18 protein-coding genes are annotated in these 21,601 nt (G+C 68.2%); 6 read left to right on the top strand and 12 right to left on the bottom strand.

Going from position 1 to position 21,601, the window contains the following annotated elements; translation table 11 throughout:
* Positions 1 to 124: 124 nt before the first annotated feature.
* Positions 125 to 2,134, top strand: coding sequence for a glycosyltransferase (locus QQZ11_RS05560; RefSeq protein ID WP_284550172.1), 2,010 nt, complete (start codon positions 125 to 127; stop codon positions 2,132 to 2,134).
* Here QQZ11_RS05560 and QQZ11_RS05555 read toward each other — a convergent pair.
* Positions 2,103 to 2,783, bottom strand: coding sequence for a LysR substrate-binding domain-containing protein (locus tag QQZ11_RS05555; RefSeq protein ID WP_284549173.1), 681 nt, complete (start codon positions 2,781 to 2,783; stop codon positions 2,103 to 2,105). The genes QQZ11_RS05560 and QQZ11_RS05555 overlap by 32 nt on opposite strands.
* A 32-nt stretch (positions 2,784 to 2,815) precedes the next feature.
* Here QQZ11_RS05555 and QQZ11_RS05550 point away from each other — a divergent pair, with 32 nt between their 5' ends.
* Positions 2,816 to 3,169, top strand: coding sequence for a DUF5997 family protein (locus tag QQZ11_RS05550; protein WP_284549172.1), 354 nt, complete (start codon positions 2,816 to 2,818; stop codon positions 3,167 to 3,169).
* Positions 3,170 to 3,240: 71 nt separating this feature from the next.
* On the opposite strand, the gene QQZ11_RS05545 is transcribed toward QQZ11_RS05550, so the two are convergent.
* Entirely contained in the window at positions 3,241 to 4,677 is a 1,437-nt protein-coding gene (locus tag QQZ11_RS05545; RefSeq protein WP_284549170.1) for a sulfatase family protein, read from the bottom strand.
* Positions 4,678 to 4,702: 25 nt separating this feature from the next.
* On the opposite strand from QQZ11_RS05545, the gene QQZ11_RS05540 reads away from it, so the two are divergent.
* Positions 4,703 to 5,644, top strand: coding sequence for a phosphotransferase (locus QQZ11_RS05540; protein ID WP_284549169.1), 942 nt, complete (start codon positions 4,703 to 4,705; stop codon positions 5,642 to 5,644).
* A 138-nt stretch (positions 5,645 to 5,782) separates the two neighbouring features.
* Here the strand turns inward: QQZ11_RS05540 and QQZ11_RS05535 are convergent, their stop codons facing one another.
* The 3 genes from QQZ11_RS05535 to QQZ11_RS05525 form a co-directional block, all read right to left on the bottom strand.
* Positions 5,783 to 8,893, bottom strand: a complete 3,111-nt coding sequence (locus QQZ11_RS05535) for a S8 family peptidase (protein WP_284549168.1) — start codon at positions 8,891 to 8,893, stop codon at positions 5,783 to 5,785.
* A 202-nt stretch (positions 8,894 to 9,095) separates the two neighbouring features.
* Positions 9,096 to 9,605 (bottom strand): FBP domain-containing protein, encoded by a 510-nt coding sequence (locus tag QQZ11_RS05530; protein WP_284549166.1) that lies wholly within the window; start codon positions 9,603 to 9,605, stop codon positions 9,096 to 9,098.
* 82 nt (positions 9,606 to 9,687) lie between these two features.
* Complete coding sequence (locus tag QQZ11_RS05525) at positions 9,688 to 10,566, bottom strand: GTP-binding protein LepA (RefSeq protein ID WP_284549165.1); 879 nt, start codon at positions 10,564 to 10,566, stop codon at positions 9,688 to 9,690.
* Between the two features lie 316 nt (positions 10,567 to 10,882).
* On the opposite strand from QQZ11_RS05525, the gene QQZ11_RS05520 reads away from it, so the two are divergent.
* The gene (locus tag QQZ11_RS05520) at positions 10,883 to 12,169 is read left to right on the top strand and encodes a citrate synthase (RefSeq protein ID WP_026377582.1); all 1,287 of its coding nucleotides are present in this window, start codon (positions 10,883 to 10,885) and stop codon (positions 12,167 to 12,169) included.
* A 104-nt stretch (positions 12,170 to 12,273) separates the two neighbouring features.
* Here QQZ11_RS05520 and QQZ11_RS05515 read toward each other — a convergent pair whose 3' ends face one another.
* From QQZ11_RS05515 to QQZ11_RS05500, 4 genes are all read right to left on the bottom strand, one after another.
* Positions 12,274 to 13,017: an FAD:protein FMN transferase gene (locus QQZ11_RS05515; protein WP_284549164.1), complete on the bottom strand. Its 744-nt coding sequence runs from the start codon at positions 13,015 to 13,017 to the stop codon at positions 12,274 to 12,276.
* Positions 13,018 to 13,025: 8 nt separating this feature from the next.
* Positions 13,026 to 13,592 (bottom strand): FMN-binding protein, encoded by a 567-nt coding sequence (locus QQZ11_RS05510; protein ID WP_284549162.1) that lies wholly within the window; start codon positions 13,590 to 13,592, stop codon positions 13,026 to 13,028.
* The gene (locus tag QQZ11_RS05505; RefSeq protein ID WP_284549161.1) at positions 13,589 to 15,034 is read right to left on the bottom strand and encodes a ferredoxin reductase family protein; all 1,446 of its coding nucleotides are present in this window, start codon (positions 15,032 to 15,034) and stop codon (positions 13,589 to 13,591) included. The genes QQZ11_RS05510 and QQZ11_RS05505 overlap by 4 nt, the downstream gene beginning before the upstream one ends.
* A gap of 682 nt (positions 15,035 to 15,716) precedes the next feature.
* Positions 15,717 to 16,328, bottom strand: a complete 612-nt coding sequence (locus tag QQZ11_RS05500) for a winged helix-turn-helix transcriptional regulator (protein WP_169512667.1) — start codon at positions 16,326 to 16,328, stop codon at positions 15,717 to 15,719.
* A gap of 218 nt (positions 16,329 to 16,546) precedes the next feature.
* Here QQZ11_RS05500 and QQZ11_RS05495 point away from each other — a divergent pair, with 218 nt between their 5' ends.
* Positions 16,547 to 18,508 (top strand): penicillin-binding transpeptidase domain-containing protein, encoded by a 1,962-nt coding sequence (locus QQZ11_RS05495; protein ID WP_284549160.1) that lies wholly within the window; start codon positions 16,547 to 16,549, stop codon positions 18,506 to 18,508.
* 25 nt (positions 18,509 to 18,533) lie between these two features.
* Positions 18,534 to 19,304, top strand: a complete 771-nt coding sequence (locus QQZ11_RS05490; protein ID WP_284549159.1) for an SIR2 family NAD-dependent protein deacylase — start codon at positions 18,534 to 18,536, stop codon at positions 19,302 to 19,304.
* 68 nt (positions 19,305 to 19,372) lie between these two features.
* On the opposite strand, the gene QQZ11_RS05485 is transcribed toward QQZ11_RS05490, so the two are convergent.
* From QQZ11_RS05485 to QQZ11_RS05475, 3 genes are read right to left on the bottom strand one after another with little or no spacing between them, the layout of a single operon-like run.
* Complete coding sequence (locus QQZ11_RS05485; RefSeq protein ID WP_022908835.1) at positions 19,373 to 19,990, bottom strand: DUF3618 domain-containing protein; 618 nt, start codon at positions 19,988 to 19,990, stop codon at positions 19,373 to 19,375.
* A complete protein-coding gene (locus QQZ11_RS05480; protein WP_022908836.1) occupies positions 19,990 to 20,460 on the bottom strand; it encodes a phage holin family protein in 471 nt (156 codons plus the stop codon). The genes QQZ11_RS05485 and QQZ11_RS05480 overlap by 1 nt, the downstream gene beginning before the upstream one ends.
* The gene (locus QQZ11_RS05475; RefSeq protein ID WP_284549157.1) at positions 20,457 to 21,254 is read right to left on the bottom strand and encodes a hypothetical protein; all 798 of its coding nucleotides are present in this window, start codon (positions 21,252 to 21,254) and stop codon (positions 20,457 to 20,459) included. The genes QQZ11_RS05480 and QQZ11_RS05475 overlap by 4 nt, the downstream gene beginning before the upstream one ends.
* Between the last annotated feature and the right edge of the window lie 347 nt (positions 21,255 to 21,601).

Below are 21,601 nucleotides of genomic sequence, written 5' to 3'. Positions count from 1 at the left end.
CGAACACCCAAGGCCCGAAAGCCGGGGTGGAGGACGTCCGCGTGGTCGCTGCTCGGGTTTGTGCTGAGGGCTGACGGCTGTCGGCTCCCGAGAGCCTGATCGCTACGCTCGACGCGTGAAGATCATGTTCGTGTCGATGCACACCTCCCCCGTCGCCACCCCCGGGTCGGGGGACGCGGGAGGCATGAACGTCGTCGAATGGAACATCGCCACCGCCCTGGCTCGGCAGGGGCACGACGTCACCTTGGTCACCCGCAAGTCCAGCCCGGACGATGCCGACAGCACCGAGGTCGGCCCCGAGGGCGCACCCGGGCGGATCACCCTGGTGACGCTGCCCGCCGGCCCCCTGGCTCCCTTGGCGAAGTCGGAGATCGACGCCCACATCGACGAGTTCCGGGCCGGGCTCGCCGGGCTCGAGGCCCCCGGGATCGTCCACTCCCACCACTGGATGTCGGGGGTGGCCGCCCTCGACGTGGCCCGTGGGTGGCGGGTGCCGCACGTGCAGAGCTTCCATTCGGTCGCGGCCCTGCCGGGCTCCCCCTTGTCGAGCGGGGAACCCCCGGAGTCGCCAGCCCGCGTTCCCGGGGAGCGGGTCACCGCCCAGACCTCCGATGCCGTGGTCGCCATCTCGGCCGCGGAGGCCGGAACGGTGGTGCAACGCTGCGGGGCCAACCCCGATCGGGTGCACATCGTGGCCCCTGGCGTCGACCGCACCCAGTTCTTCCCACGCCCGGGCGGAGTGGTGGGACCGGATCGGGACGATCCCGGGTACGCCGTCTTCGCGGCGCGGCTGCAACCTCTGAAGGGGCCAGACCTCGCCATGCGCGCCCTCGCCCATGTCGAGAAGTGGCTTCGCCCACGGCTGGTGATCGCCGGCGACTACTCCGCCGACTTCGCCGACTACGGACGAGACCTCGCCGCGCTCGTGGGGCGGCTGGGGCTGTCCGAGGAGGTCGAGTTCGTGGGCGGTCAGGACCGCGAGTCGCTGGCCGAACTGATCCGCGGGGCCCGGCTGATGCTCGTCCCCTCGCACTCGGAGACCTTCGGGCTGATCGCGCTGGAGGCCGCCGCTTCCGGGGTGCCCGTGATCGCCGCCGCCGCGGGTGGTCTGCGCGAGGCGGTCGTGCACGGCGAGACGGGGCAACTGATGGACTCCCGCGACCCGGCCGAATGGGGCAAGGCAATCACGCACGTGCTCACCACCCCGGGGCTGCACGAGCGAATGAGTGTCGTCGCGCCCATCCACGCCCGTCGCTTCGACTGGAACCACACGGCCACCGCGCTGGTGGAGCTGTACGAGTCGCTCACCTCGCGGGCCCATGCCCACCCGACCTCGACCCAGGAGTCGTCCGTGACCCACCCCCTGCTCGACGACGTGCGACGTGTCGCCATCGTGCACGCCCACCCCGACGACGAGACGATCGCCACCGGTGCGCTGATCGCCCACCTGCGCGAACGCGGGGTCGAGGTGAGGGTGCTGACCGCCACCCGTGGGGAACGCGGTGAGATCGTGCCGGGAACCTTCGACGTCAGTGACGCCGACGCCCTGCACCACGCCGACGCCCTCGATGCCGAACGCGAACGTGAACTGGCGCGGGCGCTCGCCACCCTGGGGGTGGAACGCGCCGAGTTCCTCGGCCAGGGCAGCGCGCGGGTCGCGGGACTGCAGGAACGCGGCTACTCCGACTCGGGCATGCGCTGGGTCACCCCGTCGGTCGCCGGACCTGCCCTCGACTCCCCCGATCACGCGTTCAGCCTGTCGCCGGTCGACGAGGTCGCCGGCGACATCGCCGCCTGGCTCGAGTCGGTGCGGCCCGATCTGGTGATCACCTATGACGAACTCGGCGGGTATGGGCACCCCGACCACGTGCGTGCCCGTGAGGCGGTCGAGATCGCGACCCGGCGACTTCGTCTGCCGTTGGCCGAGGTGTTCCAGGCGGGCCACTCGGAGCGCTTCGGCGAGGGCTCGGTCGGTGAGGGGGTCGAGTGGCTCGACCTCACCGACAAGCTCGGGGTCGTGAAGCGAGCACTGGGCCAGCACCGCACGCAGTTGACCGTGGACGGCGACGACATCGTGCACGTCGGCGGTCAGCGCGAGCCGATCACCGTCCGCGTCGGGTTGCGCGAGGTCTAGGACGACGGGCCTTCGGGCTGGTCCGGGTGGCCGGTGCCGGTGTTGACCGGCCGGCTCTCTCCTGCGCGCTGCGTGAACTGGTGGCACTTCGTCCGCGCACGACGCCGATGAACTCCTCGACCAAGGGGTGGTCGTTGGTGACCAGCCACGCCAACCCGATGGTGGTGGGTTCGGCGTCGGACACCACCCGGTGCACGAGGTCCTTCCGGCCGCCGCTGCGTGCGATCGACATCGGCACCCGCAGCACGGCCGCTGACCAGGTGGCCAGCTCGATGCTCTCGGGGTCGGCGTCGGTGATCACGCGCTCGTCCACGAGGTCGTCCGAGCTGACCTCGTCGAGGGCTGCCAGCAGGTGGTCGCTGCTCATCCAGACCACGGGGACCTCGTCGTAGAGCGTGATCAGGTGCAGCCCCGAACGGTCGATGGGCAGGCGGACGAAGGCCAGGTCGACCCGTCCCTCGACCAATGCCCGCCGCTGGTCGTCCTGGGCGAGTTCCACCACCTCGAGTGACGACCGGAAGCGCTCAGCCCAGATGCGTCGCCACTTCGTGAGCGTCACCCCAGGCACGAATCCCACCCTCAGCCCGCGCCTGCTCACCCGGGGTCGGTCGACGGGTTCGGGGACGGCATCGCCGGGCTCAGTGGTCACCCGCCGAGGCTAACCGGTCTACGCTTCCCCGCATGAGCCAAACGATGAAGCCGGCCACTGCGGCGGCCAAGCTCGGCATCCACCTGCCCGCGGCACCCGAGGACTTCCAGAACACTCCGATCACCCGTGCCGAGGTGGACGAACTGCGCGCCAACCCGCCCCACTGGCTGGTCGATCTGCGCCGCAACGGACCCTTCCCTCGCGACGTGATGGCACAGAAGCTCGGGGTGTCGAAGTCGGGGCTGGCCCGCTCGGGCATCACTGAGGCCCTCACCAGCGACCAGATCGGTGAACTGATCGCCGACCCGCCGGAGTGGCTGGTGCACGAGCGTCAGGTGCACCGCAAGGTGACCATCGAGGAGAACCGCCTGCGCAACCGGGGCTGAAGCTCACCCCGGGGTTCGACAGGGTCGCTCCGCTCCCCTCTCAACCCACGAGACACCAGGCGGGTGCCTGCTCAGCCGACGTAGGGCTCGTCGTTGTAGTGGCGTTGCAGTCTCGCCAGTTCACGTTCCAGCTCGGCCCGCACGTGGGCGTACTGCGGGTCGTCGGCGAGGTTGACCAGCTCCTGGGGGTCGTTGACGAGGTCGATCAACTCCCACTCAGGGGGGTACACCTTGTCACTGGCCCCCTTCACCCCCAGCCCCGCGGCGTAGTAGTAGACGAGCTTGTGGGTCGGGGTCCGCACGCCGTAGTGGCTCCAGGCCCCGTGGCTGGGGTCGTCGTGCTCCCAGTAGCGGTAGTACACCGAGTCCGCGTGACCGGTGCCGGCTGCGGGGTCACCGAACAGGGGTGCGAAGCTCTCGCCCTGCTGCTGCGGGAGGTCGGCTGGCCCGAGACCGGCCAGGTCGAGGAAGGTGGCCGCGAAGTCGACATTGGTCAGCGACCTCGCCACCCGCGTGCCGGGGGCGATCACCCGGGGCCAGCGGGCCAGGAAGGGCATCTGCAACGACTCGTCGTAGATGAATCGCTTGTCGTACCAGCCGTGGTCCCCGAGGAAGAAGCCCTGGTCGGAGGTGTAGATGACCAGCGTGTCCTCGGCCACCCCTGCCGCGTCGAGGGAGTCGAGCACTCGTCCCATCGACTCGTCGATCGCCTGGATGCAGCCCAGGTAGTCACGCATGTAGCGCTGGTAGTTCCAGCGGGTGCGCTCCACCCGGTTCTCGTCACCCAGCAGTTCGGCGGGCACTTCTTCCTTGACGTCGGTGACCGTGAGGTCGTCCGAGACCCGCATGCGCGCCACCTTCACGGCCGTCGGCTTGGTCTCGTAGTCGTCGAACAGGGTGTCGGGTTCGGGGATGGTGCCGACCGGGTAGGCGTCGGCGTGGCGGGGGTGGGGCTGCCAGGGGCGATGGGGAGCCTTGTGGTGCAGCAGCAGGCAGAAGGGTTGGTCCGGCTCGCGCCCTGCGATCCAGTCGCAGGCCAGATCCGTGATCAGGTCAGTGGCGTAGCCCTCCACGTGGGACGAACCCTCGGCCGTGATCAGCTCGGGGTCGAAGTACTCGCCCTGACCCCGGAAGATGGCCCAGTCGTCGAACCCCTGCGGCAGGTTCTCGTCGGCCTCCCCGAGATGCCACTTGCCGAACAGGGCGGTGGCGTAACCCTTGCGCTGGAGCACCTGCGGGAAGGTGGGCAGGCGGTAGTCGAAGTCCTCGTAGATCGAGCGCACGCCATTGAGGTGCGAGTACGTACCGGTCAGGATCGTCGCGCGTGAAGGTGCGCACACCGAGTTGGTGCAGTACACCGCCTCGAACAACGCCCCCTCGTCAGCCAGCCGGTCGAGCTGGGGCGTGCGGTTGATCCTCGAGCCGTAGGCGCCGATGGCGTGGGCGGCGTGGTCATCCGACATCACGAAGACAATGTTCGGGCGTCTCATCGGGTTCGCGCGGCTCATGGCCCCCGATCCTAGGGTTGCTGCCATGAGTGACACCCCCACCACCGCCGGTCCGGTCATGCATGCTGACCAGATCGACATCACCGTCGATGTGGTCGAGCGGTTGCTCGCCGAGCAGTTCGGCCCACTCTTGGGCCCTCACCCGACCGTGACCCCGGTGACGGGCTCGGGAACGGTCAATGCCATCTTCCGGGTGGGTGACGAAGTCACGGCTCGGTTCCCCCTGCAGCCGGGAGCGGGCCCCGACCAGCTGCGCGACGACCTGACTTCGGAGCAGGCCGCCCTGGCAGAGTTGGCGCAGATCTCACCCGTGGCCACCCCTCGTCCGCTCGGGGTGGGCGAGCCGGGGCACGGTCACCCCCTGCCCTGGGCGGTGCAGACGTGGCTCGACGGGGTGGACGGGTTCCGGGCCGAGACCTCCATCGCTGGGTTCGCCGATGACCTCGTGAGCCTGGTCACGGCCTTCCGTGAGGCCGACACGCGCGGTCGTCCCTTCTGCGGCAGGGGGCGTGGGGGCAGCGTCGCCGACCACGGACCCTGGGTCGAGACCTGCCTGCACGAGACAGCCCGCTTCGTCGATTCCGAGACCATGGGACGGCTGACCCGCCTGTGGCACGGCTTCCGCGACCTGGGGTTCGCCTCGACGCCGCCGGTGATGGCTCACGGTGACCTCATCCCCGGCAACGTGCTGGTGGCCGAAGGCCGACTGGTCGGCCTGCTCGACGGTGGTGGCTTCGGACCGGCCGACCGGTCCCTCGACCTGGTCTCGGTCTGGCACCTGCTCGGCCCCGAGTGGTGGCAGTCGGTGCGCGAAGGCCTCGGCAGCGATGACGAGGAGTGGCAGCGCGGTCGGGCGTGGGCCTTCGAGCAGGCGATCGGGCTGTGGTGGTACTACCGCGCGAGCAATCCACAGATGTCGCGTCTGGGTGAGCGGACCCTACGACGGCTGCTGGTCGACCACCCTTGATCACCGCCGCTTCCAGGGCCTCCTGACCCTCGGCCTCCAGCGCCGGACCCTCAGCCCCGGACGTGAACAGGCCCCCGGAGCCTGGGCTCCGGGGGCCTGGTCGAACCACGTGGTGGTCGCGTCAGCAGCGAGGCTGCCTCATCGTGCGGTCACCAGCAGGGCCTCGTCGGCCCCGGAGTGGTTGTCGTACGAGACGACCATCACGCCCAGGGGCTTGGTGGCCGACGCGGCCGCCGGGTCGATGGCGAGCTTGACCTCCGCCTTCTGGCCCTTCGCCAGCTCGACCCAGTCACCGTCGCTGATCGCCTTGTTCCACGGGCTGTAGTGAGCCGTTCCCGAGAACTCGTCCCCGACGGAGCTGTCCTCGATGGAGTAGCTGGCCGCCGACCAGTCGAAGGCACCCGACGCCTGGGTCACACCCAGGTCACTGGCGTAGACCGGCAGCAGCACCGTCGAGGAGTCGGTCGGCGCCTGCGCGAGGAAGCCGGAGACCGACAGCCCCTTGGTGGCCACGTCGTAGATGAAGACCTCGGTCACACCGTTGGGGTCATCGGCACGGACGAGGCCGGAGTCGACCGCGAAGACGATCTTGTCGGCCTTGCCGTCCCGGTTGGTGTCGAGGACGACGTCGTACTCCAGCGTGGCCGCGTTCGAGAAGCGGGTCCACGAGTTCACGGCGAAGACCATCAACTGGTCCGACCCGTCGGCGAAGGACTGCACACCGGCAGCCCTCAGGTCGACGCCACCGTAGTAGGAGCTGGTGTCACCCTTCTTGTCGGTGACACCGAGGGTGTAGAAGTCGGCCGTGCCCGGCTGGGCCTGACCGTTCTTCACCTGGACGACAGCACTCGACCTGGCCAAGTCGAACTGGCCCTTGCTGGTGGCCGTCACCTGGCTGGTGGAGCGAGGCACCAGCAGGTAGGGCACCGCCAGGGTCTCGTCACCGGAGGTGGCGACAACCCGACCCGACACCTCGAAGAACGACCACTGACCGGGGCCAGCCATCGACGAGGGGATGTCGCTGGCGTTCACCGACAGGGTCACGTCGACCTTGACGGTCGCGCCGGCGGGAACCGTCACGGTTGCGGGCGAGATCGAGACCTTGGCCGGCTTCGACTGCGGGCTGGCCACGCTCGACAGGCTGAACGTGCGTGCCGTGGTGCCCTTGTTGGTCAGGCTGACCGACTTGGTCTTGACGTAGTCCTTGCTGAACTCGGCCTCCCCGAAGCTGAGCGAGGCCTCGGTCTGCCTGGTGTTCTTGGCATTCCAGGCGTCCCCGGAGGCGAGCACCGAGGTGTTGAGCAGTTGCTTGATGTCGACCAGACCGTTGCCCTCACGGGTGACGCGGTAGTCCGACAGCTTGGAGGCGTCGGAGGTGGACACGAGCGCGTTGCTGATCTCGACACCGCTCCACGTCGGGTGCGCCTGCACCGCCAGGGCAGCGACGCCGGTCACGTGCGGAGCAGCCATCGAGGTGCCCGACATGATGGCGTTGCCGTTGCCGGTACCCACCCCGACCGACGAGATCGACACTCCCGGGGCGGTGACGCCCGGCTTCAGGCTGGACGAACCGTTGGTGGGTCCACCCGAGGAGAACGAGGCTGCCTTGCCGAATCCGGGGTTGCTGATCTGGGCGGCTGCCATGGTCAGGGCCTGACCGGCAGCGGCGTTGAACAGCGGGCCGTCGGAGCTCCGCACCCCCACGAAGGGAATGGTGACGGTGTAGGCCGCTCCGGTGTCGGGGTTCTCGGTGATGGGGCCCTCGTAGGGGGGCAGGTCATTGGTGGAGTTCACCATGACCACCGCATCGGCACCGGCCTGCTGGCCGTAGATGGCCTTGGCGACCCGGGCGCAGGTACCACGGACGACGACGGCCACCTGGGCCGGAGCCGCAGGGTCGGCCGAGATGCCCGCGTTGGTGAACGACGCCGGTGAGCAACCCTCGGCCTCGTTCGCCGGGGTGGCGGGGTTGTCCTTCACCACGACGATGTTGAAGGGCGTGCTGGGGATGGTCGCGGCGTTGGCGTTGATCGCCTCGACCGTGTTGCCGTTGAAGCTGAGCTTCACCCCGGGGAAGGTGGCGGTCGAATCGCTGGCCGCAACCGAGATGACCCCCGACCCACTGGCGGGCGAACCGGTCATGTAGGGGTTGCCACCGGAGTTCCCTGCCGAGGCGACGACCACGACACCGGCAGCGGCGGCGTTGCTGGCAGCCACGGCCGAGGCGTCGTCGTCACGACCATAGGTGGAACCCAGCGACATGTTGATGACATCCATGTCGTTGGCGACGGCCCAGTCGATGGCCTCGGTGGTGACGTCGGTCGAGCCCGCGCAGCCGAACACGCGGACCGCGTACAGGTCCGCCTGCGGAGCGACGCCGGGTCCGACGGTCCATGCCTTGGTGGTGGTGGACGAGTCGTAGGGGCCGGTGTAGCTGGCCCCGTCCGCGGTCACACCGCCGCCTGCGGCGGTGCCGGCCACGTGAGACCCGTGACCCTGGCAGTCCAGCGGGTTGGGGTCTGGCTTGGGCACCGAGCCGGCCACGTTCGCGTTGTAGGCATCACCGACGAGGTCGATGCCACCCTTGACGCGCGGGGCGTTGGGCCCGAAGAGACTGGGATCGGCCGGCTTCGTCTCGTTGGCATGCGCGGCCTGATAGGCGGCCGCCGTGCCGGGACCACCGAAATCGGCGTGGGTGTAGTCGATACCGGTGTCGATGATGGCGACCTTGACACCCTTGCCGGTCTTGCCGGTGGACTCCCACGCCTGGGGGGCGCCCAGGTAGGGAACCGAGGTGGCGTTGTCGAAGGTGTACACGTGCACGGCGGTGACGGACTTCACCCCGGGCAGGGCAGCCAGGGAGGCGACGTCGCCACGCTTGACCTGCACCTTCACACCGTTGATGGCCGACTGCATCTGGGCCTCGACCCGTCCACCCTTGGCCTTGACGGCCTTGACCACTCCCTCCTGGGAGGCCTTGAGGCTGGAGCGCAGCTGGGCCTTCTGGCTCTTGCTGAGCTTGCCCTGGTTGGCCTCGACCACGGCGACGGGGTCGGCGGTCAACTGGACGACGACCTTGACGGTCGCATCAGGGTTGGCGGCTCCGGGGCGGAATTCGGAGGCCAGCTTGGCGCCGGCCTCGACTGTCTGGAAGTTCTTGACGTTGTTCGCTGGTTCGGCATGGGCAGTGGCGGGGAAGGCCAGCGCCAGGACGCCAGCTCCCAGCAACACAGGGAGTTTCTTGCGCACGGGTGCACCTCACGATTGGGACGACCACGACTAAAGGATGGGGTGAACCTAGGCCAGGGCTGTGTCCCATGTCCACGAATTCACACAATTCGGTGACACTGTTACGCCACCGACACCAACCCGTCCCACGTCGGGCCCACGCTCACGCGCTCCGAGAGCGCCGCCTCGACCACCACCCCCCTCCGGCAGGACGCGAGGGAGGTCACTCCTGCGCGAGCCGCTCCACGAACTCCGTGAGGTTGCTGCGCAACCTCATCACCTTGACCTCGCGGGTGATCGTCTCGTGGGGCTGCACCCGGGCCGGTTGCCGCAGGCCGCGCACGTACAACGAACAGCCGAGGTCGGCGCACAGGTAGTTGCCGCGGGAGTTGCCGGCACGACCCGCCGCGCCGGGTCGGGCCGCCGTCATCAGCGCAACGTCGGAGCTGGAGTGCACCGTGAGGCACAGGGAGCACATGCTCTGCCGCTTGACCCCCGACCCCTTGCTCGCCCGCAACACGAACCCGATCGGTTCGGAATCGTCCTCGGAACCGTGGACCGGGTGCTCGGTGACCAGGTACGAGGTACCCGAGCCGCTGGGGTCGACCCAACCCAGCAGGTCGAGGTCGTCCCAGGGTTGCGCATCGAGGTCGGGCAGCGAGAGCCGCTGCGCCACCCCCTTCGAGCAGTTGACGAAGGAGGCGCGGATCTCATCGGCGGTCAGCTTCTTCACGCGGTCCAGCGTGGCACATCGCGGCAACTGAATTCCGGGTCACGGTTTGAGTGGGGAGCGAAGCGATCTCTTCGCAACCACGTCACCCGGTGGGGCGGGCGAAGTTGCCCTGACCCCGGTACATCTCCACCGATTCGCGCAGCGCCTTGAGGAAGTAGGGCGGGAACTCCATGCCGTTGTGGTTGGCCCACAACAGGCGGGCCTCGAGGCGACCCAACTCACGGGCGTACAGCTCGATCTCCTGGTCGTAGCCAAGACCGACCACCACGCCGCCCATGTCGGCCTGGAACTGCTTGACGTAGTCGACGCCGACCAGCGTGAAACTCTTCGACCGCAACTGCTTCGCCAGGAACATCTGCCACGGGGCGAGCACCTGGTCCTGCACCATCTTGGTCGCAGACATCTGGTAGAAGGCGAAGTGCCCCGGTTCCTGCTGCTTGATGGGGTGGATCACGGTCCTGGCAATGGCGTGCTCCCCCATCCGGTCCAGTTCCTGGATCAGCGTCGAATAGGCGAGCACCGCTTGCCGCTCCGTCGAGGCGCCGGTGAGGTAGTAGAGGAAGCGACTCACTTCCTGGATGGGCTGCACGTGGGCCATGGCGCCCAGCAGGCGCATGCGCAACGGCACCGTCATGAAGGCCTGGGCGGGTTCGAGTCCCAGGTCGACCTGCAGTTGGTCGAGCAGGTAACCGTGCGCCATTTCCTGGTCGTACCAGACGTCCTGGTAGAAGAGACGGTCGACCTCGCTCACCTCGGGCAGGATCGTCAACAGTTCGAGCACATTGCGGTCGACCTCGAGTTCCACGCGCGCCAGGTAGTCGATCACTCCGGCGAACCGCTCCCGCACCAGGTCGGGACGATGGATCGTCCGGTCGGCGGACTCCAGGGGAATCGGCGGGTGGTTGTCACCCAGACGCAACACGTGGTCGGTCAGGGATCGTTCCGTGATCAGCTTGGCCACAGGCACACTGTGCCAGTTGCGGTGGCGGCTCTCCACACGCAGCGATGGTGCGGAAGCTCACACGCCCACCCCGGACGCCCTCTTGCGCTGCTCTGCCGGGTGAATGTGCTCGTCGGAACGAGCGCGGGTTCCGCACTGGGCGAACACCCACGAACGCCGTGGTCACCTGCACGGTGCCAAGCGACCACCGCCGTTGGTCACGGGTGGTCCGGGCACCTCCGCTGAGGGTAGGGTCGAATCACTGGACCACTGGCTGTCACCCGCCTCGATGATGTCGGGAGACCGGTGGTCTTCGGTTCAAGGAGGAATGGAAGCGATGCCAACACCTGCAACCCTGAAGTACGAGGGCGGCGAACTCGAGCTCGCCGGGATTGACGCAACCGCCGGGAACAACGGCTACGACATCTCAAAGGTGTTGGCCACGACCGGCAACACCACTCTCGACGTCGGATACGTCAACACCGCCTCGTGCCGTTCGTCCATCACCTTCATCGATGGCGACCAGGGCATCCTGAGGTACCGCGGCTACCCCATCGAACAGTTGGCCGAGGAGTCCACCTTCCTCGAGGTCTCGTACCTGCTGATCTACGGCGAGTTGCCCTCCCAGGAGCAGCTCGACACGTTCGCGGGCAAGATCTCGCGCCGCATGCTGCTGGACGAGCGCATGCGCGAACTGTTCCGCTGTTTCCCGCGCGGCGCCCACCCGATGCAGGTGCTGGCAGCCGGTGTGATGGCGCTCGGCTCCTTCAACCGCGACACCCTGTCGGTGGACGACCCCGAGCAGGTCGAGCAGGCAAGCCTGCGGCTGATGGGTTCCACCCCGACGTTGGCCGCCTATGCCTACAAGAGCTCGGTGGGTGAGCCCTTCCTGTACCCGCAGACGAAGCTGAACTACGTCGAGAACTACCTTCGCCTGTCGTTCGGCTCCCCCCAGGAGGAGTACGAGATCGACCCGGCGGTCGTCCGCGCGTTCGAGACCCTGTTCATCCTGCACGCCGACCACGAACAGAACTGTTCGACCTCGACCGTGCGCATGGTGGGTTCGGCCGATGCCTCGATCTACGCGTCGGTCTCGGCTGGCGTCAACGCCCTGTCGGGCCCGCTCCACGGCGGTGCCAACCAGGCGGTGCTCGAGATGCTCACCCAGTTGAAGCACCAGGGACTCGACGCCAAGACCTACGTCTCGCAGGTCAAGGACAAGAAGTCGGGCGTCAAGCTGATGGGCTTCGGTCACCGCGTCTACAAGAACTACGATCCCCGCGCCAAGATCATCAAGGGCCACGCGGACGAACTGCTGCGGGTCTCGGGCAAGTCGAATGCGCTGCTCGACATGGCACTCGAGCTGGAGGAGACGGCCCTCAAGGACGACTACTTCGTCTCACGTCGTCTCTACCCGAACGTCGACTTCTACACCGGTCTGATCTACGAGGCCATGGGCTTCCCCGCGAACTACTTCACCGCGCTGTTCGCCATGGGCCGCATGCCCGGATGGATTGCCCAGTGGCGCGAGGAGCGCAACGACCCGGCACGCAAGATCGGTCGCCCCCGACAGATCTACACCGGCGAGGTCGAGCGCAACTACGTGCCGATGTCCGACCGCTGACGCAGCTCAGCACCGGGGAACTCGTCCCCACCACGAACACCCTGTGCCCTCGGCACAGGGTGTTCGTCGGTTGAGGGCGTTCTTCGATCCAGGGTGTTTCCGTGTCAGGCCCGGAACGCGGGAGTGGCCCAGACCTCGCCGGTCTGACCGAACGCCAGCACCTCGAGCTGGTGCTCCGTCTGCATCTGCTGCAGGGTCTGGCGACCCCCGGCCATGATCGCGGTGGCAAGGACGTCCGCCGTGACGATGTCGCGGGCCTGCACCGTGACCTGCCTGAACTGGTGCTCCTGGGGCAGTCGCCAGATGTGTTCACCTCGTAGCGCCGTGCCCGAGGTCGCGACGGCGGGCAACTCCTCGGTCAGCAGGGCCTGGCTGACCAACTGGTGCTGGTCGTCGGGGTCGACGATGCCCGCGACCCACGGCCGTCCGTCGGCGTCGTGGCCGCGTGCCACCAGGTCACCACCCACGTTGAGGCACCAGTCGGGCAGCCCCTGCAAGAGATCGGCGGCCGCGTCGATGGCGAGGGCCTTCACCACGCCGTGCAGGTCGATGGTGCCGTCGAGGCGGTACGGATGGAACGCACCGTCGGTGAGTGTTCCCCAGTCGTGGGCCACCCAGTAGGCCGACCGGTAGGCGGGCGAGGCATCGGCGAACGCCAGCTCACGTCGGCTCACCCGACTCGCTTCTGACTGGGGTTTGTAGAGGCTGAACCGTTCGTCCATCTCGGAGAAGACCGACATCACCCGTAGGCCCAGGTCGGCGGGCACTCCTGCGGGAACCACGAGCGATCCGACGGTGCCCATGGTCTCGAAGACGACCCGGTCGGAGGTGACGTGGGAGGTGGTCACTGTCCCCCTCATTTCGCCTGGTCCAGGGCGCTCTGCAGGGATTGCAGGTAGGCCTCGGAGGTGTAGGTACCCCCCGAGATCGTGTTCACGGCCGCGGAGTTCGCCGCCAGCACCTCGCTGCGGAGCATCGGCACGGCCTGCTCGTCGATGCGGATGGAGTGGTGGTCGCCATCGGAGGAGACCTGTTCGGACAGGCCCGAGATCTTTCCACCCGAGACGGTCACGGTGACGGTGACCGATCCGTACTGGTGGTTGATCGTCTGACCGGTGTAGGTCCCGTCCTTCAGCCCGGACGAGGGAGTGCTCGCCTGACCGCTCGCGGACGGGGCGCTGGAACTCGGTGCCGCCTGGCTCGTCGTCGACTGGTCTCCCGACTGCCCCGTGGAGCCGGACCTGCCGGTCTGACCCGCCCCCGTCGCGCCGGATCCAGTGCTGCCGGACTGGGTCGTGGTCGACTGGGTGGTCGACGGCTGGGTGGCACCCAGGGTCTGTGAGTTGACGGTGCCGATGTTCCAGCCGAGCGCGAGAACCCCCGCCCCGGCCGTGACGGCTGCGATGGTTGATCGAGTACTCACCAGGAGAACCTTTCGTGGTGGATGTGGTCGGCATCGAGGCCTGCCTGCATGGCTTCCTCGGTCAGGGCGTCGGCCCAGGCCTGGGGTCCGCAGATGTAGAGGTCGGCCTGGGAGATCCAGCCGACGACGTGGGCCAGGTGCAGGGGACCGGCGCTGGCGGGGGCCCAGCTGGCCCCGCGTGATCCCGTGAGCACCACCAACTGGGCGCCCTTGGCGCGGCACAGCCGGTGGAACTCGGCGAGGTGGACCAGGTCGTCCTGGCGAGAGCCACGGGCGATCACGACTGCCCGGCCCGGCTCGACCTCCATGCCTTCCAGCAACGACTTCAGTGGGGCCAGTCCGACTCCGGCACCGGCGAGCACGACCGGGACGCGGGTGCGCACGTCCGGCGTGAGCAGCCCGAAGGGTCCCTCGACGCTCACCCTCGTACCCAGGCGAACCGCAGCCAAGGAGCGGGTGCCGGTACCCAGTCCACGAACGGTGATGCTGAGGCTTCGTCCGTCGGGCGCGGCCGACAGCGAGAACGGGTGGGCGTGCCACCACAGCCCCGGTGCCCAGAAGCGCCAGCTGAGGAACTGGCCCGGGCGCGCCCCCAGGTGGTCAAGGTTGCGGCCGGTCATGGTGATGCAGACGGAGTCGCGGCTGACGGGGCGAACCGAGGCGACGCGCAGTCCGTGCTCCAGTGAGCCGACCAACGGACGGACCACCCGGAAGGCCACCAGCGCCGCCGCGGTGGCACTCAGCAGCAGCACCCAGTAGTCGCGGACGACACCACCGGACAACAGCCCGCCCGTCGTGAACTGGTGGGGGATGGCCAGCCCGATCGCGGCGTAGCTGGTGACGTGGACGACGTGCCACACCTCGCGGGGGATGAGGCGCCGGGCGGCCGGGATGGACGTGAGTCCCACCAGGGCGGCGACGCCCGTGCCGACGATGGCCAGCACGACGTCGGGGGTGCTCCACAGGTCGGAGATCCCACCCGACCAACTGCCGGCCGTCACCGACCAGGCGGCGGTGAGGAAGAAGATGTGCAGGCCGAGGGTGATGAAGGTACTGGGCCCGAGCCGCTTGTGCAGCTCGAGCGCCCCGTCGTGACCGATCGCTCGGTCGACGAACGGGATCCGCGCGGCCAGCAGCAACATCAGCACCATCAGGGTCATGGCGACCAGACCTGCGATGGCGCCCAGACTGGTGAGCGCCTTGGCGATGCTGCCGAACCCGTAGTCCGATCGTCCGGCCAGGAAGACAGCCACGGACGCGGCGATCAGCACCCACCCGGTGACGGTGACCAGATCGGCCCTGGCCCGACGCAGCCAGCTGCGTCGGCGGGCACCGGGGAGGCTGGCCCCGTCTGACCGCCCCCAGGAGGGGCGGGGAGCGGCGGGCACCCGACCCTGACGCGGGGACGCCTGCTGTGAGGAAGGACGAACGGTGACTGACATGACTCGAGTTGACGCCCGTTGGCTGTGCGCGGGCTGTGTGTCAGCCGTGGGCGGCCTTCGAAGCCTGCGATCGGACGACGCGCAGGTGCAGACGAAGGCAGTGCGCGATGTCGTGCATCGCCGTCTGGGCGAGCGTCGTCAACGCCTCCGGAGCGATGCGAAGGAAGGGGCTCCCGCCGGGCCCTGAATGGCCTCCACGCCATTGGTGGTGCGCGGCCGACAAGGGGTCGTGTCCCCGCCGATCGGAAACATGTCCGCGTAGCGGAAAGTGGTCGCGATGGCAGGCATCAACCGGTTCCCCGGGTTGCCAGCGGTCACCAGTCGACACTCGGCGCGCGAGCCGCTGTCAGCCCCTCACGGTGCTCGCGGAACCCATCGGGCGGGTCACCGGCGGACATCAGTACCCGGGCATGTGGGAACCCGGACCACGAGCATTTGGGGGGATGCGCAAAATGGGGGGATGCGCGCGCTGTGATCCGGGTTCGACAACCATGTTAGGTGACACTTGCCCCGTTCGCGAACCCAGTCCCACCACCCGACTCTCTGAAAGAAGATGAAAGAAGTCTCACAAGGGGGGATGTGGTTGTGGAATTGGTCACATTCGCTTGAATCTCCGTGATCCAGCCGTGATGTGACCGTTTCGGGGCGCGCCGGGGCCGCCGGAGCTGGCATTTCGCAGGGGTCAGGCGCCGAGCCGATAGCCCAGCCCGCGCTGGGTGAAGATGACTCGCGGACCGTGCGCCTCGAGGCGACGGCGCAGCGACGACAGATGCACCTCGACGAGGTTCTGCCCGTACCCCTCGTATCCCCAGACGGCAGACATCAACTCCCCCTTGGACACCGTCAGCCCCGGGGTGCGTGCCAACCGCCACAAGAGTTTGCGCTCCGTCTCGGTGAGGGCCACCTCGGAACCGTCGCGGAGCACCCGGTGGGCACCGGGTTCGATCACGAGGTCGTCGACCGTCACGGCCGATCCCGAGTCCCCGTCCAACAGCTGGGCGACTCGCTCCACCATCGCCGCGGCCTCGAGCGAACGAGGCAGGTGAAGGTCTGCTGGCACCCTGGTGGCCCGGGAGCGGCCGGACGTCTTGCCCACGACCAACACCCTGACAGCGGTCTCGCCGCGCGCAGCCTTGAGTGCGGCGACGTCCGCCTCGGGCAGCGCGCCTTCGACGACGAGCACCTCGGGACGAAGGGCTTGGAGGGCCGGCAACAAGGGGCTGCCATCTGCCAGCCCGTGCGCCTGGTGCCCGTGGGAGCGCAGGCTGCTCACGAGGGCGCGACGATTTGCCATCGTGTCCCCCACCACCAGTACCCGCCCCACGGGGTACATCTTGCTCCTGTTGGGGCCATCACACCAGTGCCTGTTTTCGTGCTCACTAGGCATGGCGACCCGAACCGGCGTGACTGGGGCGGCTCCGGTCCCCCTGAGCGGAAATCGATGGCCACAGGGGCCGGGGAGAGTTGTCGGAGGGGGCGGCTATTGTCGACCGCAACGAGAGGATGCCAGCGATGCCCGACACCCCCCGAGCGCTCGGCGCAGCCCTTCGACCGGCTGTCGTCTGTCTGCTCGCCGTGACAGTCAGCCTGGCTGGGTGCAGCACAGTGCCGTCCGTCAAACCGAACCCCAGTCCCACCGCGGCACAGGCGACTCCCTACCAGGGCCCGGTCGCCGATCAGACGGTGACGGCGCTGGTGCAGGGGCTGGTGGCGGGGAATCTCGACAAGGTGCCGATCATCGGAGACGCCGCCTCTGCCAAGGGTGCGCGCGATGACTACGCGACGATCATGTCGGGCATGGACGGGCTGACTCCCTCGATCACCACCACCCCGGTGCGCTACCTGCCGGGTGGGGTCGCCCAGGTCGACCTGAAGCAGAGTTACGCGTTCGAGACCTCGAGTTGGCAGTTCACGACCACGGCGCGGCTGAACCTCAGCGAGGGCCGCTGGTTCGTCCAGTGGGACCCGAGCATCATCCACAGTGACCTGGACGAGCGGAACCGCCTGAGGCACACGCGCACCGTGCCGGGGCGCGCAGCCATCGTCGGCGCAGGCAACCAGACCCTGATGGAGGAACGCCAACTCTTCCGGGTCGGCATCGACAAGCAGAACCTGCCGGCGTCGCAGTGGGACTCCTCGGCCAAGGCGCTGGCGACCCTCGTCAATGCCAATCCAGGCGAGTTCGCCGCCCGCGTGAAGGCTGCCGGCGCCAAGGCCTTCGTCGCGGTCGCAACCCTGCGTCAGACCGACATCCCGGCCGGGATGACCGCCATCCCGGGAGCCGCGACCGTGGCGACGACCGGGGTGGTCGGGCCCAGCCGTACGTTCGCCAGGTCCATCCTGGGTGTGGTCGGCGAGGCCACCCCTGAGCAGATCAAGGCGAGCAAGGGATTGCTGCAGGTCGGCGACCTGGTCGGGCAGAGCGGCCTGCAGCGCCGTTATGACAAGCAGTTGCGCGGGTCGGTGGGGCACGTCATCTCGTTGGTGCCCCGCAAGGGGCTGTCCACCCCGGCCCCGAGTGACACACCGGACGTCGAGACCGACTTGTTCACCCAGGCGCAGGTGGAAGGCAAACCCCTGCAGGTCTCCCTCGACATCGATAGGCAGATGAAGGCAGAGGAGGTGCTCGCCACAGTGGCGCCGATCGCCTCGATGGTGGTCATCAAGCCATCGACCGGCGAGATCATCGCCGCTGCCAACTCCCCTGCTGCCGGGGAGAACCCGGATGCGACCTTCGGCCGCTATGCCCCCGGCTCCACGTTCAAGGTGGTGACCGCCCTGGCCCTGCTGCGCAAGGGGTACAGCGCGGGCACTCCGGTGAACTGCTCCCCGACCGTCACGGTCAACGGTCGCGTCTTCAAGAACTACTCCGACTTCCCCGCCTCCAGGGTGGGCACCATGAGCCTGCAGGACGCCCTGGCCCTGTCGTGCAACACCGCCATGATCCGTGCCTACACCAAGCTCGGGCCCGGCGACCTGGCCCAGGCCGCCTCGAGTCTCGGGCTCGGGAAGGACTACGACGCAGGCTTCTCGTCCTTCTTCGGGTCGGTGCCACAGGCACCGAACCTGACCACCAAGGCGGCCGACATGATCGGCCAGGGACAGGTCGAGGCCTCACCGATGGCCATGGCGGGGTTGGCAGCCTCGGTCTCGGCCGGACGGACCACGATCCCGTGGCTGGTGGCGACCAGCAAGCCGCGCCCCGCCGCTCCTCCGCTCACCAGTGGCGAGGCCGCCCAACTGCGCCAGATGATGCAAGCTGTCGTGTCGAGTGGCACCGCGCACGGCCTGCAGGGCCTGATGCTGGGTGCCAAGTCGGGCACGGCGGAGTACGGCTCCGCCAAACCCCCCAGGACACACGCCTGGATGATCGCCTACAACTCCAAGGACCTGGCGATCGCGGTCATGGTGGCCGACGGGGAGTCGGGTTCGAAGAGTGCGCTCCCCCTGATCAAGGCCTACCTGGCCCCCTGACCGTCCGACCCTCGATGGAGGACCCATGCATCTGGCATCCGTGGACGAGGCACGCGAACGACTGGACGCCGCCTCACGCATCGTGGTGCTGACCGGCGCCGGCATCTCGACAGCGGCTGGGATCCCCGACTTCCGCGGCCCCCAGGGCCTGTGGACCCAGGACCCCGACGCCGAACTCGTCTCGACACTCTCGTACTACCTCGAGGACGAGGATGTCCGGCGGACCGCTTGGCAGCGCCGCTTGGCCCAGGCGACGGACCACCACCAGCCAACCGACGCCCACCGTGCCCTGGTGGCCCTCGAGCACCAGGGCCGTTTGTCAGGGGTCGTGACGCAGAACACCGACGGTCTCCACCTCGACGCCGGTCACAGCCCGGCGGTGGTGCACGAGATCCACGGTTCGGCGCGGACCTGCAGGTGTGAGCGGTGCGGACACCGGCAGCCCATGGCACAGGTGCTGGCCCGCGTGGGCGCAGGCGAGGCGGACCCCCATTGTCAGCAGCCCGAGGGACGGGGGACCTGTGACGGCATCCTTCGGGCCACGGTGGTGCTCTTCGGTGAGATGCTCGATCCGCACGTGCTGCAGGCGTGCGTCGACGCCGTGGAGCGATGCGACCTGCTGGTTGCGATCGGCTCGACACTCGCCGTCAACCCGGCAGCTGCGCTGGTGCCCTTCGCCATCGGGAACGGGGCGCGGGTAGTGATCGTGAACAATGCGGAGACCGAACACGACGACCTCGCGCACGACGTGCTCCGCGGAGACATCCAGGACCTGGTGCCGCGCCTCGTGCGGTGACCCCCGGGAAACCGCCGTCCAACAGCGCTCGACGGGCCGGGGCCGCGCCCCGGCCCGTCGTCGTGCGCTCAGCTCCCCTGGACCTCGCGAACGGTGGCGGCTGACTCCTGGGCCTGTCCCTGCACCTGCTCCTTGGCGGCCTGACCCTCGTCCTTGACGCGGTTGGCGGCGTCACCGGCACTCGCCTTCACGGAGTCGACTGCCTCCTGAGCGGGTGCCTTGAGGTTCTGGGCCACATCCTTGGCGGCCTGCACCGCCTTCTCCTTGAGCGGCTCGACCTCATCCTGCAGGTGGGACACCGCCCGCTGCTCCTTCTCGGACGCAGGCACGAGGGACGACACGAGCAGACCCACCCCAAAGGCGACCAGACCTGCCGCCAGCGGATTGCCGCGTGCCTTGCGCTTCACGACGGAAGGCGCATGTGAGACGCGGTCGCCCATGTCGGAGAGGGTCTCGGACGCGCCCTCCTTGAGGTCACCGACCCGACCACCGTCATGGGGGTCGTCGGGAGATCCCATGATGGCGTCGCGAGCGCCGCTGACCGCCCCCTTCACCCGTTCCACCTGCCGGTGGGCCACGTTTCGGGGGTCGGCGGTGTCGACCAGCGCGTCGACGTTGTGGCTCAACTCCGAGCGGGTCTGGTCGATGTCGGATCGAATCTGGTCTGGATCATTGTTGATGGTCATCACATCTCCTGTCCTTGGCCCTTGATGGCGCCCGGTACCTTGCTCAATGTTTCGGTGGTCTGTTCCAGTCCCCGAATGCGTGCGAATTCGTGTTTGCCCTTCAGGAACAAAACTCCGGCGACAATGGCCCACACGATCGCAACGATCAATGCTGACCATTCCTTGCCCATGAACTGGCCCAGTCCCCACCATGCACTGGTCGAGACGAACCCGAGGAACATCAGGCCGCCGATGCCTGCGCCGGCGAAGAGGCCGATGCCCTTTCCTGCTTGGGTTCCGGACTGGCGAACCTCCGCCTTGGCCAAGGCCACTTCCTGACGCATCAGCGTGGACAGATTGCTCGCGACGTCGCCGAGCACCTCCCCGAGGCTGCGGCCGTCGTCGGTCTCGAGCGCGGGCCTGCGGCCCTGGTAACCCTCGCGCACCGCGTCGGTCACCGAGCCGCCCGACGGATTGAACTCCTCGCTCATCGCAGCCCCCCTCCCGGCCCGACCGGCTGGTCGGTGGTCAGGAATCCAGCCCCTCCCACCGGTTCGGGAGCGAAGGGAGCCGACTCCCTGACTGCCGGGTACTCCGACCTGCGCGCCTCGACGGCGCGCGCGCCATCACCGGAATCAAGGCTGGTGTTGGCCGCGACCGCACCTCGGGTCAGCCGGCCGGCAACCACCCCCGCGAGACCGCACAGGGCCAGGAAGGTGACGGGCTTGCGTCGGGCGAAAGAGGTCACCTCTGCCAGCACGTCGGCCGGTTCGCGCGTCTCGAGCCACTCGGCCGCCCTGCTCCCCTCGTGGGCAGCTTGGCGGGCGAGGCTGGTGAGCGGCCCGCTCTCGGTCGACCCTGACGCCATCCCGTGCATCTCCCGGGTCAGCGAGCGGAGCCCGGAGGCGAGGCTCTGCTGTTGGGTGCCCGCCTGCTCGCTGAGCTGCTGGGTCAGGGAGTCGAGCAGGTTCTTGGCGTGGTCCCTGGCTTCTGCTGCGACGTGGGCGGCTTCCGAGCGGGCGGTGTCGACCACCTGGCTGCCGGCATCGACGGCCGCGTCCTTGACGCGAGTGGCCTCCTCCTTGCCGACCTGCGTCGTCGAACGATCATCAGTGGTCCGATCCTGCGAACTGCCTGCGGGAGCTCCGGTGGCCGTTGTCGGCCACCCTCCACCATCGCCGCGGCTGGCTTCGGTCTGGACGAAGTCGCTGTCGGCGGTCGGGAATGGCTCCTCAGGTGCCCACTGGGTGTAGGCGGGATCGTTGTCTCGTGGGGTGTGTGTCATGGTGCAGCTCCTCGTTGCTCGCGGTCATCGATCCGGAGTCGGATGACCCGGAATCACAGCGTGAACAGCTGTCTCTCCACGGTAGGCACAAATGCGGCCAATGGGCGCGTTCACCGATTTTGAGTCCAAAAGGGTGGATGGGGGCCTGCCACTTCACCCTTTTGGATGATTCATCGCGCCGCCATCGAGGCGTAGCTTCCGAACAAGTCACTCCCACGGATCGGTCACTGCTGACCGACCCTCGGGGCGTCAGAGCGCTGCGCCATGTTGCCACCTGCAAGGAGGAATTCCATGTCCGGAATCAGACAGGTCGATCGGCGAGGTTCGAGCACCCCGGTCCGAGGAGG

The organism is Aestuariimicrobium sp. T2.26MG-19.2B (assembly GCF_950101875.1).
In the GTDB taxonomy this organism is placed as follows: domain Bacteria; phylum Actinomycetota; class Actinomycetes; order Propionibacteriales; family Propionibacteriaceae; genus Aestuariimicrobium; species Aestuariimicrobium kwangyangense.
Note: the sequence above shows the minus strand (reverse complement) of the source record. Positions and strands in the feature narration are given on the sequence as shown.

Bases quoted from the DNA above. Each gene is read 5' to 3' on its own strand.
- QQZ11_RS05480 (WP_022908836.1), bottom strand. From the start codon at position 20,460: ATGAGCGAGGAGTTCAATCCGTCGGGCGGCTCGGTGACCGACGCGGTG.
- QQZ11_RS05545 (WP_284549170.1), bottom strand. From the start codon at position 4,677: ATGAGCCGCGCGAACCCGATGAGACGCCCGAACATTGTCTTCGTGATG.
- QQZ11_RS05520 (WP_026377582.1), top strand. From the start codon at position 10,883: ATGCCAACACCTGCAACCCTGAAGTACGAGGGCGGCGAACTCGAGCTC.
- QQZ11_RS05560 (WP_284550172.1), top strand. From the start codon at position 125: ATGTTCGTGTCGATGCACACCTCCCCCGTCGCCACCCCCGGGTCGGGG.
- QQZ11_RS05550 (WP_284549172.1), top strand. From the start codon at position 2,816: ATGAGCCAAACGATGAAGCCGGCCACTGCGGCGGCCAAGCTCGGCATC.
- QQZ11_RS05505 (WP_284549161.1), bottom strand. From the start codon at position 15,034: ATGTCAGTCACCGTTCGTCCTTCCTCACAGCAGGCGTCCCCGCGTCAG.
- QQZ11_RS05485 (WP_022908835.1), bottom strand. From the start codon at position 19,990: ATGACCATCAACAATGATCCAGACCAGATTCGATCCGACATCGACCAG.
- QQZ11_RS05495 (WP_284549160.1), top strand. From the start codon at position 16,547: ATGCCCGACACCCCCCGAGCGCTCGGCGCAGCCCTTCGACCGGCTGTC.
- QQZ11_RS05475 (WP_284549157.1), bottom strand. From the start codon at position 21,254: ATGACACACACCCCACGAGACAACGATCCCGCCTACACCCAGTGGGCA.
- QQZ11_RS05500 (WP_169512667.1), bottom strand. From the start codon at position 16,328: ATGGCAAATCGTCGCGCCCTCGTGAGCAGCCTGCGCTCCCACGGGCAC.
- QQZ11_RS05540 (WP_284549169.1), top strand. From the start codon at position 4,703: ATGAGTGACACCCCCACCACCGCCGGTCCGGTCATGCATGCTGACCAG.
- QQZ11_RS05490 (WP_284549159.1), top strand. From the start codon at position 18,534: ATGCATCTGGCATCCGTGGACGAGGCACGCGAACGACTGGACGCCGCC.